Here is an 11,552-nt window from a genome sequence, read left to right as displayed (position 1 = left end):
CTCCAGTCCCCTTAAGACTGCAAGACGTCTGCAAGGCGTTCAAGACGGCCGCGTACGCTACCATCAATGACCATATCACCCGCACGGATGATTACGCCTGCCATTACAGACTTATCGATTTTGCAATTCAGCTTAACTTTGCGTGACAGACGTTTTTCCATCGCGGCGGTGATTTTCGCAAGCTGTTCGTTACTCAGTTCGTTCGCAGAGGTTACTTCAACTTCGACGGTGGCTTCACTGAGGGCACGTAAGTGCTCAAACTGCTCAAGAACATCCGGGAGCACTTTCAGACGACCATTCTCAGCCATCACCCGAATCAGGTTCTGGCCGTTTTCGTCTAACTGCTCACCGCAAATGGCGATGAACGACTCGGCAAGCGTTTCTGGTGCCAGAGCACCAGAAAGAATCTCTGCCATTTGTTCGTTTTTCGTTACCTCGGCGGCAAACGCCAGCATATTCTGCCAGCGCTCTACACTCTGGTGTTCGACGGCAAAGTCAAAAGCTGCTTTGGCGTAGGGGCGAGCTACCGTAACAAATTCAGACATCAGCCCCTCCCTCCTTACAGTTCAGCGACAAGTTTATCCACGATGTCGCTGTTAGCAGCTTCATCCACGGAACGTTCGATGATCTTCTCGGCGCCAGCTACAGCCAGAATCGCAACCTGCTTACGCAGTTCTTCACGAGCACGTTTACGCTCGGCTTCAATTTCAGCCTGCGCCTGTGTCACGATCTTGGTACGTTCCTGTTCTGCTTCAGCTTTGGCTTCGTCCAGGATCTGAGAACGACGTTTGTTCGCCTGTTCGATGATTACCTGGGCTTCAGCTTTCGCTTTTTTCAGCTGGTCTGTCGCGTTGGCCTGTGCAAGGTCCAAATCTTTCTTAGCGCGTTCTGCGGAAGCCAGACCGTCAGCAATTTCTTTCTGACGTTTTTCGATGGCAGCCATTAAAGGCGGCCATACATACTTCATGCAGAACCAGACAAAGAGAATAAACGCGATGGCCTGGCCGAGGATTGTTGCGTTCATGTTCACAGCACAATACCTCTTAATATTTCACAACTGTGGCTTAGGGTTCTTTAAATCAACTTACTACGCGACAGCAAACATCACGTACAGACCCAGACCTACAGCGATCATCGGGATAGCATCCACCAGACCCATAACGATAAAGAACTGAGTACGCAGCAGAGGAATCAGATCCGGCTGGCGCGCAGCGCCTTCCAGGAATTTACCCCCGAGGATGCCGATACCGATCGCAGCACCGATAGCCGCCAGACCCATCATCACAGCGGCAGCCATGTACAGCAGATCCATATTCAGGTTTTCCATGACAGTCTCCAGTTTATTTCAATTAAAACGTAGTAGTGTTGGTAAAGAATCAGTGCTCTTCAGACGCCATCGACAGATAGACGATCGTCAGAACCATGAAGATAAAGGCTTGCAGCGTAATGATCAGGATGTGGAAAATGGCCCAAGGCACATTCAGAATCCACTGTGACCACCACGGCAGAAGGCCCGCGATCAGAATGAAAATCAGCTCACCCGCATACATGTTGCCGAACAGTCGCAGACCGAGAGAAACCGGTTTGGACAGCAGGCTAACGCCTTCCAGGATCAGGTTGACCGGAATAAACGCCCAGTGGTTGAACGGCTGCAAGGTAAGCTCTTTCACGAAGCCGCTTACGCCTTTCATTTTGATGCTGTAGAAAAGAATCAGGATGAACACGCCCAACGCCATAGAGAGGGTGATGTTCACGTCAGCAGACGGAACCACACGCAGCGCCGGCAGGCCAAATACGTTTTCGCCAATGTAAGGCAGCAGGTCGATCGGCAGCAGGTCCATCAGGTTCATCAGGAAAACCCAGACAAAGACGGTCAGTGCCAGCGGCGCAATCAGCTTGCTCTTGCCGTGGTACATATCTTTTACGCTACCGTGGACAAACCCGATAATCATTTCGATGAAAGTCTGGAATTTCCCTGGAACGCCGCTGGTTGCTCGTTTAGCAACGCTGCGGAACATGGCAAGGAACAGCAGACCGAGTACCACCGAGAAGAACATGGAGTCAATATTGAGCGTCCAGAAGGTGGCCGGGGGGTTGTGCGGATCCACCAGCGAGAATGTACGCAGGTCAAGCTGAAGGTTATTCAGATGGTGACCTATGTAATCCTGCGGCGTCATATTTTCGGAAGCCATGATGCCTTTTACCCTTTGTTGTTGATTACAGCTGGCGCCAGAATTTGTACCACCAGCACCAAAACCCACGTCGCGATGAGCGGCAAAAATACCACTTTCAAAGCCGCCAGCGCCATCACCAGAAGGAGGAAGGTCAGCAACACCTTGCAGACTTCACCGAGTGCGAAGGTCCAGGCCACACGGCCTTTAGCAGGTGTATGCGCCTGATGACGCCAGGCAAAAATCATAAACAACACATTTGGCAGCACTACCGCCAATCCTCCGCATAACGCAGAGAAGCCCCAAAAAGGGTCTTTGAGGCAGAACAGCAATCCACTTGCTATCACCGCCAGTATCTGAACGAACAGAAGCTTACGAGCAACGTTTCCACTCAAGAGCGACACAGACATCACGTTTTTACTCCTGCTCCCTTCGAGGTATGCCGCGTGTCGTATAAAACGTCCTTTAAGGCTCAGAGTCAAGCATCAAAAAGCGGTCAAATTATACGGGGCGCACACGTGATTTCAAACATTAAGTAGCGAAAAGGTGAATAAATGTTTAAATATTTTTCCCCGGCGCTATTTTTCAACTTTATCATGGAACGTCAGGCACGCGGCAAAACTGCAAACAGCGCGGAAACATTGACGGCAAAGCGTGCACGGGATCACAAAATAGCCATTTCAGTTAAGGTCTTATTTATCAAACCATAAAATCGTCGTAATTCATCGTACTGAAATTAAACAATAATTATGGCAACTATTTTTAAAACAGACCGGTATACGACAAAAACCTTTCATTGACATTTTTAATAAAAATTTAACAGCGCCAATTCATTGCTAATTTCCATTTTTAGCAAGCTGATATTTTCGCTGTTGACTATCTAAAATGTGAACTACCACTGCCTGGTTAAACAATCGAAAAGACGCAGTAACAATATGGTTAAATTGACTGCGTTTCGATCTCCTGGCGGCTATGCTTTTTTAACACAATAAGAACAGCACAAATTCCACATTTTTTTGATATTTACTCAGCTTTTTTTGGCTTAATAATAACCAAATGTCGCTCCCCTTCGAGACGGGGAACCTGGAGTTTTGCTACCGTTTCGACGAAAAACTCTTCCGGCAAACTGGCGATCTCTTCCTCCGGCAGCTGCCCTTTCAGGGCATAAAAACGGCCATTCTCAGCGGGTAAGTGCTTGCACCAGCTCACCATATCGTTAAGCGAGGCGAACGCACGGCTGATCACACCGTCAAAAGGTGGCTCTGCCGGGAACTCCTCTACCCTGCTCTGCACCGGCGTGATGTTTTCCAGCTTCAGCTCATGCTGGACCTGGCGTAAAAAGCGCACGCGCTTGCCCAGGCTGTCCAGCAGCGTGAAATGGCTCTCCGGACGGACAATAGACAACGGAACGCCTGGCAGCCCCGGGCCGGTGCCAACGTCGATAAAACGTTCACCGTTCAGATACGGCGCCACGACGATGCTATCGAGAATATGGCGAATCAGCATCTCGTTGGGATCGCGTACGGAGGTCAGGTTGTACGCTTTATTCCATTTGTTCAGCATATCGACATAGGCCACCAGCTGGTTTTTCTGGTGATCGGTGAGCGAAATACCTGCTTGTTCCAGCAGACGAGAAAGTTTATTGAGCACGGTGAATACCTGTTGAGAAATAATTTGCCCGGTGGCGCTGACGCTTACCGGGCCTACGAAGTTCCAGGGCGGGATCGCTACGCGCCACCTGCCGAAAAGCGAGATATTACGCGCTGCGGCGCAGCATACCTTGCTTTTTCAGCCACACCAGCAGAATCGAAATCGCCGCAGGCGTCACGCCAGAGATGCGTGATGCCTGGCCGATCGAAACCGGTTTATGGTCGTTAAGCTTAGCAATCACCTCATTGGAGAGCCCGGTAACCTGACGATAGTCCAGCGTGGCCGGCAACAGCGTATTCTCGTTACGCTGCTGTTTTTCGATCTCATCCTGCTGACGGGCGATATACCCTTCGTATTTGACCTGAATCTCTACCTGCTCAGCCGCCTGGGCATCTTCCAGACCCGGCGCGAACGGCGCCAGCTGAACGAGCTGTTCGTAGCTCATTTCCGGACGACGCAGCAGATCCTCGCCGCTGGCTTCACGTGAAAGCGGCGTAGTCAGGTGAGCATTCACTTCGGCGGCAGAGTCGGCGTTTGGCGTAATCCAGGTCGCCTTCAGACGCTGACGTTCGGTTTCGATACGCTCCAGCTTCTCGTTGAAGCGTGCCCAGCGCTCATCATCCACCAGGCCCAGCTCGCGACCCGCTTCGGTCAGACGCAGATCGGCGTTGTCCTCGCGCAGCATCAGACGGTACTCCGCGCGAGAGGTAAACATCCGGTACGGCTCTTTGGTGCCCAGCGTGCAGAGATCGTCCACCAGCACCCCCAGGTAGGCCTGATCGCGACGCGGCGCCCAGCCCTCTTTTTCCGCCGAGAAACGCGCGGCGTTCAGACCCGCAAGCAGCCCCTGCGCGGCGGCCTCTTCGTAACCGGTGGTGCCGTTAATCTGTCCGGCAAAGAACAGACCGTGGATAAATTTACTCTCCAGGGTCGGCTTCAGATCGCGCGGGTCGAAGAAATCATATTCGATCGCATAGCCCGGACGGACAATTCTCGCGTTCTCCATGCCCTGCATGGAGCGGACGATCTGCATCTGTACGTCGAACGGCAGGCTGGTGGAAATGCCGTTCGGGTAAATTTCGTTGGAGGTCAGCCCTTCCGGCTCCAGGAAGATCTGGTGCTGGTTACGATCCGCAAAGCGCATCACCTTATCTTCGATCGACGGACAGTAACGCGGGCCGATCCCCTCGATCACACCGGCATACATCGGGCTGCGGTCGAGGTTCGAACGGATCACCTCGTGGGTCTTTTCGTTGGTGTAGGTGATGTAGCATGGCACCTGCTGCGGATGCTGAGCCGCATTGCCCATGAACGAAAAGACCGGCATCGGGTTATCGCCATGCTGCTGCGCCAGCACGCTAAAGTCGATGGTGCGCGCATCAATACGCGGCGGCGTACCGGTTTTCAGGCGGCTGACGCGCAGCGGCAGTTCGCGCAGACGGCGCGACAGCGGGATTGAAGGCGGATCGCCCGCACGACCACCGCTGTAATTGTCCAGCCCGATATGAATTTTACCATCCAGGAAGGTCCCTACCGTCAGCACAACCGCTTTAGCCCGGAACTTGAGTCCCATCTGGGTGACTGCGCCCACGACACGATCGTTTTCGACAATAAGATCCTCTACCGCCTGCTGGAAGATCATCAGGTTCGGCTGATTCTCCAGCGCGGTGCGTACCGCCTGGCGATAGAGCACACGATCCGCCTGAGCGCGGGTGGCGCGAACGGCCGGTCCTTTGCTGGCGTTTAGTATCCTAAACTGAATACCTGCCCGATCGATTGCCTTCGCCATCAGGCCGCCAAGCGCATCCACTTCTTTTACCAGGTGTCCTTTCCCAATGCCGCCAATTGCCGGGTTACAGGACATCTGCCCCAGCGTGTCGATATTGTGTGTCAAAAGCAGGGTCTGTTGACCCATTCGCGCCGCGGCCATTGCGGCCTCAGTGCCTGCGTGACCCCCGCCAATGATGATGACGTCAAAAGGATCCTGATAAAACATGGTGGTCTGCCTCGCGTAAAGCGGTAAGAAAATGGATTGTAGCCCGGGCCGTGGATTCTACTTAACTTTAGCCTTTCGAGAAAGCACCGGGATCCTGGGCTATTAAAAAGAAGATCTCTTTACTTAGAGATCTGTTCTATTGTGATCTCTTATTAGGATCGCCGGATCGTGTGGATAAGTGCGATCTCTCATGAAAGATCATGGCGTTAGAAAGGATCGTTTGCTGTGAATGATCGGTGATCCCATACCGTATAAGCTGGGATCAGATCGCGGGTTTATACACAGGACAAAAACTGCTCAACGGTTATTCTTTGGATAACTACCGGTTGATCCAAGCTTTTAACCAGAGTTATCCACACTCGATCGCCTGATCTTTAATCGTTTTTGAGTAAATTTTTCCATTCATCCAGCCAAACCTCTGCCGGATCCTCTGGAATATCATGATCGAGGATGTTGATCTTCAGCGTTTCGCCGAGCTGTTTTGCTCCACAGACCTTCATGGCCGCTTCTATTTTCTCGATCGCGCCGCAGAAAGTGTCATATTCCCGGCTGCCGATACCGATAGCGCCAAACTGCACATGGCTGAGATCCGGCTTCTGGGCCAGAAGATCGTCATAGAAAGGTTGCAGGTTATCCGGAAGATCCCCTGCGCCATGCGTGGAGGAGACCAGCAGCCAGGTATTGTCGGTCGCCAGATCTTCCAGCAGCGGGCCGTGGACCGTTTCGGTGGTAAATCCCGCCTCTTCCAGTTTTTCCGCCAGGTGTTCTGCTACATATTCTGCGCCGCCCAACGTGCTGCCGCTGATAAGAGTAATGTCCGCCATGATCGCTCGCTCATATAAAGAGGGGGCTATTGTACGCTGTGAACGAGCTGGGATCTACCTGTGGAAAATGTGGGAATGAAAATCGCCCGTTACGGGCGAATGGTTCGCATGATCGGGTTCTGCAGGGAGATCAACGTCTCGGTGGACTGTATTTCATCAATTGTTTGGATCTTGTTGATAAGTACCTGCTGCAGCGCGTCGATGGATCGACACATCACCTTAATAAAGATGCTGTAGTGCCCGGTGGTGTAGTACGCCTCGGTGACTTCATCCAGCGCGTTCAGTTTCTCAAGAGCGGAAGGGTAGTCCTTCGCGCTCTTGAGGATGATGCCAATAAAACAGCAGACGTCATAACCAAGCTGCCTGGGGCTGACGTCGATGCGCGCGCCGGTAATGATGCCCGCCTGCTTCATCTTCTCTACCCGCACATGAATGGTGCCCGGGCTGACGCCGAACTGTTTCGCCAGCTCCGCATAGGCGGTGCGCGCATTGGCCATGAGCGCCTCGAGGATGCCGCGATCCAGATTGTCGATCTGATAATTTTCCATAGCTTTTTCTTATGAAGATTAATGTTTCACTCTATTTTAGCGGTTTATTTTAATGAATTAAAAGTAGGTAAGGCTTTTTGTTGTTTGATTATTGAATCGGATGCCAGTTTTGTTGCTTAATCAATATCAACAGGACGCAGGAGTATAAAAAATGAAAACCGCTTACATCGCAAAACAACGCCAGATCAGTTTCGTTAAATCCCATTTTTCCCGCCAGCTGGAAGAGCGGCTGGGCCTGATAGAAGTGCAGGCGCCGATCTTAAGCCGCGTAGGTGACGGGACGCAGGATAACCTTTCTGGTTGCGAGAAAGCGGTACAGGTAAATGTGAAAACACTGCCGGACGCCCGCTTCGAAGTGGTTCATTCACTGGCGAAGTGGAAGCGTCAGACCCTGGGACAACACGACTTCAGCGCGGGCGAAGGGCTTTACACGCATATGAAGGCCCTTCGCCCCGATGAAGACCGTCTTTCCGCTATTCACTCCGTCTACGTCGACCAGTGGGACTGGGAGCGCGTCATGGGCGATGGCGAACGTCACCCCGGCACGCTGAAATCGACCGTAGAGGCGATCTACGCCGGGATCAAAGCCACCGAAGCGGCGGTGAGCGAAAAGTTTGGCCTGACGCCGTTTCTGCCGGAGACGATCCACTTCATTCACAGCCAGGATCTACTGAGCCGTTTCCCGGATCTGGATGCCAAAGGCCGTGAGCGGGCGATTGCCAGAGAGCTGGGAGCCGTATTCCTGATCGGTATCGGCGGTAAGCTCTCTGACGGTAAACGTCACGACGTGCGTGCCCCGGATTATGATGACTGGAGCACCGAGTGCGATGGCGCCCCGGCCGGGCTTAACGGTGACATTCTGGTATGGAACCCGGTACTGGAAGATGCGTTTGAACTCTCTTCTATGGGGATCCGGGTGGATGCTGAAGCCCTGAAGCGCCAGCTTGCCATTACCGGCGACGAAGATCGTCTGCAGCTGGAGTGGCACCAGGCGCTGCTGCGCGGTGAGATGCCGCAAACCATCGGCGGCGGTATCGGTCAGTCTCGCCTGACCATGCTGTTGCTGCAGCTTTCGCATATCGGCCAGGTTCAGTGCGGCGTGTGGCCGCAGCAGGTCCGCGATAGCGTGAGCTCCCTGCTTTAACTAACGCTGCCAGCGCCGAATCAGGCGGCTACGTAACCCGGTATCGAAGCGCCAGATATGATCGAAAATGCGCAGGATGCCGGGTTTACCGTGGGTTGACATGGCCACGGCGTGAAAGCGGTGCTGATGCACGCGCTGCAGCTCTTTCACCTTATGAACGAGCTCGTCCGGCAGCCGCTGGGCGATAAAATCGGAAATCACCACCGCATCCGCGTCGTACCAGTCGCCCCCCTGCATCCGCTCAGTCACGGCGCGTAAACAGCTGGCGAGGTCGGTACCGCCGCGAAAGCGCTGGCTTAGAAAACGAATGGCCTGCTCCAGCCCCTGAGGTCCGGTCAGTTCGTAACCCACCACCTCACTGGAAAAAAGCATAATAAAGCAGCGCCGCCTGTCGGCCAGCGCAACGCGCATCAGCGCCAGACAGAAGGCTTTGGCGCACTGCTCGTTAAACCCGCCCATTGAGCCAGAGGTGTCCACGCAGACAATAAACGGCCCGCGCGGCTGTTCGTCAAAATCCTGATGGATCACCGGGCGCTGGCTGACTTTTTCCCGCCAGGCTTCGCCCTGCAGGCGATAGGTGAGGAGCTGTTTTTCCACCAGCCGCCGGTAAAATTCATATTCCAGCTCGGTAATGCCAAGTACCGCCAGTTCAGTGGGCAGCAGACGCAGAATATCATCGCTTTGCTGAAGCCCGTCCACCTGCTCCGGCACGGTCGCCGGCTCGCGTACCAGGGTTCTGAATGTCTCCATCGGCGCATCTTTCTTCGGTACCGATTTTGCCTCCCGCGAGCGGCCAAGCTGTTTCGCCAGCTCCATCAGTTCCGGCTGCCCGGAGAGAAAATCACCGTACCGGACGATGAGCTGGTAGTCGCCTCGCTTAAGCTGCCCGGCACTCATATCCCAGAGCCTGCCGGCTGCATTCTCGTTTTCCACCAGCACCTTCTCCAGCTGGCCGCTCAGCGTCATGCGCTCCTGCACCTCGCTGAGCAACTGTTCGCGCTCCTCCTCCAGCAGCTGCTGGTTAAGGGAGGTGGTCTGCACCACCAGACTCAGCCGCCAGCGCTGTAAAAACAGGGTATGCAACGCAGGGGTAAAGGTGGCGTTATCCGCCGCCAGCGTTTTTGCCTGGCTGGCGTAGGGGGAGTGAACCTTTTCAAGTAAGGCGAGGATTTGCGAAAGTTGAGCGTTAAACTGCGGCGTGGAAAGCCGCTGGCTCTCCTGATAACAGGCGACCTCTTCCGTCAGATCGGGCGGCACTTCCGTCTCTTTCAGCCGCTGGCGCAGCCCTTCCCGCCAGCGGGGAAGATCGTCGGTTACGGCGCGTTTGAGCTTCGGGAATTTTTCAAAAAAGGCGACGAGCTGAGGCGAGGCGAGGAGGGTAAGCACGATCTCCTCGATCATCCCCTCCTCGCTGACCGCCAGCATGACGTTGAGCGTGTCCAGGCTTAGCATTGACGCGCCTGTTTGATCTGCGCAATGACATCCTGGAGGCTGGCTTCGATACGTCCCAGCCAGTCGCTATGTATAAAGAGGCATTTTTGCTGCTCGCTAAAGCGGGTGTGCTGCTGATGCCACTCGGTCTCCAGCGCCTCCAGCTGCTGTTTGATCTCTTCCGGCACCTCTTCTGCGGCGCTGCCGGGCAAGGCGAGGCGCGAACCCTGCAGGCTGACGTCGCGCACCAACAGATGCTGGCTCGCGTCCACTTCCATATGCAGTAGCTGCGCAAAGCCGATGCCGTTCAGCTTGCCACGGATCTCGCCGCCTTTATCCAGCCATTGCGCCAGCGCGTCACGCTCCAGAGTAATATGCGCCACCTGCATATCATGCAGCTTAAGCGGCTGCTGAAGCAGGAGCGTCAGGGTCGGCTCCGTCAGATCAGCAGGCAGCTCGTAGTGCGGTTTACGGGCGAACATTCCCCCAAGACGCGTGACCTTAAGGGCAGTTTTGTCACTCTGCTGTTGCTGAAGCTGCAGACGACGCTGGGTAATTGCGCTCAGCTCACTCAGCATCGCCTGCTGCCGCCACGCCTGCCCGGTCATCAATATTTCCAGCTGCTGATGCATCACATGCATGCTTTCTATGTCGTGCCACAGGCAATCTTTTAGCAGGATGAGATCGATGGGGGCGACGGCGTCCCGCCCGCTGAACATGGCGCTGGCCTGTAACAGGCGAATGGCTTTCTTCCAGCGGCGATCGGAGACGTAAGGGGCGGCGGGCAACAGCTCCAGCTGCTGGCGCAGCCAGTAGATCAGCTCAAAGACGCTGTCCGGCAGGGCAATTTTACCAATCGCCTCCTGCCATTGCTGGTACTCCTCGTCAGAGACCTGTAGTCCCGGCGCGACCGGGTTTTCATTTTCATCCTGCTGGCTCACCAGCATGGAGCGGAAGTTTCCTTTATCCTGTACCTTATCCAGCCACAGACGGATTAGCATGCGGTCATAGAGCGCTTCCAGGCTGCTGTCTGATTCCGGCAGCTCGTTCGAGGCGGCCACCAGCAGGCGCATGGGGATCTTCTCTTCAAAGGCGCCGTTGCGAAAGCGGCGTTCGTTGATGGCGGTCAGCAGGGTATTGAGTATTGCCGGACCTGCTTTCCAGATCTCATCCAGGAAAACAATTTCAGCCTCAGGAAGATAGCCCGCCGTCAGGCGCTCGTAGCGCCCTTCATCTTTTAGCGCCTGTATGGAAAGGGGCCCAAATACCTCTTCGGGCGTGGAGAAGCGCGTCATCAGATACTCAAAGGCCCGGGCGTTCTGGAAGGCAAACTTCAGCCTGCGGGCAATCAGGCTTTTGGCGATCCCGGGCGGGCCAAGCAAAAAAACGCTTTCGCCGCTGAGCGCCGCCAGCAGGCAGAGCCGGATGGCATGGCTACGTTCAAAAAGCCCTTTTTCCAGCGCGCTGCTGAGGCGAGAAATTCTTTCTGCTAACAGATGTGGGTGAGCCATAATAGTGTTGCGTCCTTTCTCCGTGGAGCCGACTGAACTGATGCGAGTATATACCGGAAATAATCCCCGTTGCAGGAAGCCGGTATATCAGGCCATTCTGAGGAGCTTACTAAAGTCAGCGCCGCGGTTGTACGGGAAAAGCGGTTTTGCTTTGGGAAGATAAGCGGCTTAAGTGCGGCGCTATTTTCTTTGCGCTACATTAACGCGATTGCATTTAGGGGTACGATTTCATCGTGAATCGTGCATACTGTGCGCTTTTTGTGGGCCAAGGGACTAG

General features: G+C 54.3%; 13 protein-coding genes. 2 read left to right on the top strand and 11 right to left on the bottom strand.

Annotated elements, in window-relative coordinates:
- Positions 1 to 11: 11 nt before the first annotated feature.
- The 5 genes from atpH to atpI are packed head-to-tail and all read right to left on the bottom strand — an operon-like array spanning position 12 to position 2,581.
- Positions 12 to 545 carry a F0F1 ATP synthase subunit delta gene (gene atpH, locus BN3796_RS01125; protein WP_061706616.1) on the bottom strand — a complete coding sequence of 178 codons (534 nt, stop codon included), beginning with the start codon at positions 543 to 545 and terminating at the stop codon, positions 12 to 14.
- 14 nt (positions 546 to 559) lie between these two features.
- Positions 560 to 1,030 carry a F0F1 ATP synthase subunit B gene (atpF, locus tag BN3796_RS01120; RefSeq protein WP_003862370.1) on the bottom strand — a complete coding sequence of 157 codons (471 nt, stop codon included), beginning with the start codon at positions 1,028 to 1,030 and terminating at the stop codon, positions 560 to 562.
- Between the two features lie 57 nt (positions 1,031 to 1,087).
- Entirely contained in the window at positions 1,088 to 1,327 is a 240-nt protein-coding gene (atpE, locus tag BN3796_RS01115; RefSeq protein ID WP_000429386.1) for a F0F1 ATP synthase subunit C, read from the bottom strand.
- Positions 1,328 to 1,376: 49 nt separating this feature from the next.
- Positions 1,377 to 2,192, bottom strand: coding sequence for a F0F1 ATP synthase subunit A (gene atpB, locus BN3796_RS01110; protein WP_061706615.1), 816 nt, complete (start codon positions 2,190 to 2,192; stop codon positions 1,377 to 1,379).
- Between the two features lie 8 nt (positions 2,193 to 2,200).
- Positions 2,201 to 2,581, bottom strand: a complete 381-nt coding sequence (atpI, locus tag BN3796_RS01105; protein ID WP_061706614.1) for a F0F1 ATP synthase subunit I — start codon at positions 2,579 to 2,581, stop codon at positions 2,201 to 2,203.
- A 144-nt stretch (positions 2,582 to 2,725) separates the two neighbouring features.
- Between atpI and BN3796_RS20635 the strand changes: the two genes are divergently transcribed.
- Positions 2,726 to 2,881, top strand: a complete 156-nt coding sequence (locus BN3796_RS20635) for a hypothetical protein (RefSeq protein WP_155848008.1) — start codon at positions 2,726 to 2,728, stop codon at positions 2,879 to 2,881.
- A 313-nt stretch (positions 2,882 to 3,194) separates the two neighbouring features.
- Here the strand turns inward: BN3796_RS20635 and rsmG are convergent, their stop codons facing one another.
- From rsmG to asnC, 4 genes are all read right to left on the bottom strand, one after another.
- Positions 3,195 to 3,821, bottom strand: a complete 627-nt coding sequence (rsmG, locus tag BN3796_RS01100; RefSeq protein WP_061706613.1) for a 16S rRNA (guanine(527)-N(7))-methyltransferase RsmG — start codon at positions 3,819 to 3,821, stop codon at positions 3,195 to 3,197.
- Positions 3,822 to 3,927: 106 nt separating this feature from the next.
- The gene (mnmG, locus tag BN3796_RS01095) at positions 3,928 to 5,817 is read right to left on the bottom strand and encodes a tRNA uridine-5-carboxymethylaminomethyl(34) synthesis enzyme MnmG (protein WP_061706612.1); all 1,890 of its coding nucleotides are present in this window, start codon (positions 5,815 to 5,817) and stop codon (positions 3,928 to 3,930) included.
- Between the two features lie 374 nt (positions 5,818 to 6,191).
- Positions 6,192 to 6,641 carry an FMN-binding protein MioC gene (mioC, locus tag BN3796_RS01090; protein ID WP_061706611.1) on the bottom strand — a complete coding sequence of 150 codons (450 nt, stop codon included), beginning with the start codon at positions 6,639 to 6,641 and terminating at the stop codon, positions 6,192 to 6,194.
- An 89-nt stretch (positions 6,642 to 6,730) separates the two neighbouring features.
- Positions 6,731 to 7,189, bottom strand: coding sequence for a transcriptional regulator AsnC (gene asnC, locus BN3796_RS01085; protein ID WP_061706610.1), 459 nt, complete (start codon positions 7,187 to 7,189; stop codon positions 6,731 to 6,733).
- 151 nt (positions 7,190 to 7,340) lie between these two features.
- On the opposite strand from asnC, the gene asnA reads away from it, so the two are divergent.
- Positions 7,341 to 8,333: an aspartate--ammonia ligase gene (gene asnA, locus BN3796_RS01080; RefSeq protein ID WP_061706609.1), complete on the top strand. Its 993-nt coding sequence runs from the start codon at positions 7,341 to 7,343 to the stop codon at positions 8,331 to 8,333.
- Here the strand turns inward: asnA and viaA are convergent, their stop codons facing one another.
- Complete coding sequence (gene viaA, locus BN3796_RS01075; protein WP_061706608.1) at positions 8,334 to 9,785, bottom strand: ATPase RavA stimulator ViaA; 1,452 nt, start codon at positions 9,783 to 9,785, stop codon at positions 8,334 to 8,336.
- Positions 9,779 to 11,275, bottom strand: a complete 1,497-nt coding sequence (ravA, locus tag BN3796_RS01070; protein WP_061706607.1) for an ATPase RavA — start codon at positions 11,273 to 11,275, stop codon at positions 9,779 to 9,781. The genes viaA and ravA overlap by 7 nt, the downstream gene beginning before the upstream one ends.
- Between the last annotated feature and the right edge of the window lie 277 nt (positions 11,276 to 11,552).

Origin of the sequence: Pseudenterobacter timonensis (assembly GCF_900021175.1) — a bacterium.
Classification (GTDB): domain Bacteria; phylum Pseudomonadota; class Gammaproteobacteria; order Enterobacterales; family Enterobacteriaceae; genus Enterobacter; species Enterobacter timonensis.
Note: the sequence above shows the minus strand (reverse complement) of the source record. Positions and strands in the feature narration are given on the sequence as shown.

Bases quoted from the DNA above. Each gene is read 5' to 3' on its own strand.
- atpH (WP_061706616.1), bottom strand. From the start codon at position 545: ATGTCTGAATTTGTTACGGTAGCTCGCCCCTACGCCAAAGCAGCTTTT.
- atpE (WP_000429386.1), bottom strand. From the start codon at position 1,327: ATGGAAAACCTGAATATGGATCTGCTGTACATGGCTGCCGCTGTGATG.
- atpB (WP_061706615.1), bottom strand. From the start codon at position 2,192: ATGGCTTCCGAAAATATGACGCCGCAGGATTACATAGGTCACCATCTG.
- atpI (WP_061706614.1), bottom strand. From the start codon at position 2,581: ATGTCTGTGTCGCTCTTGAGTGGAAACGTTGCTCGTAAGCTTCTGTTC.
- BN3796_RS20635 (WP_155848008.1), top strand. From the start codon at position 2,726: ATGTTTAAATATTTTTCCCCGGCGCTATTTTTCAACTTTATCATGGAA.
- mnmG (WP_061706612.1), bottom strand. From the start codon at position 5,817: ATGTTTTATCAGGATCCTTTTGACGTCATCATCATTGGCGGGGGTCAC.
- mioC (WP_061706611.1), bottom strand. From the start codon at position 6,641: ATGGCGGACATTACTCTTATCAGCGGCAGCACGTTGGGCGGCGCAGAA.
- asnC (WP_061706610.1), bottom strand. From the start codon at position 7,189: ATGGAAAATTATCAGATCGACAATCTGGATCGCGGCATCCTCGAGGCG.
- asnA (WP_061706609.1), top strand. From the start codon at position 7,341: ATGAAAACCGCTTACATCGCAAAACAACGCCAGATCAGTTTCGTTAAA.
- viaA (WP_061706608.1), bottom strand. From the start codon at position 9,785: ATGCTAAGCCTGGACACGCTCAACGTCATGCTGGCGGTCAGCGAGGAG.
- ravA (WP_061706607.1), bottom strand. From the start codon at position 11,275: ATGGCTCACCCACATCTGTTAGCAGAAAGAATTTCTCGCCTCAGCAGC.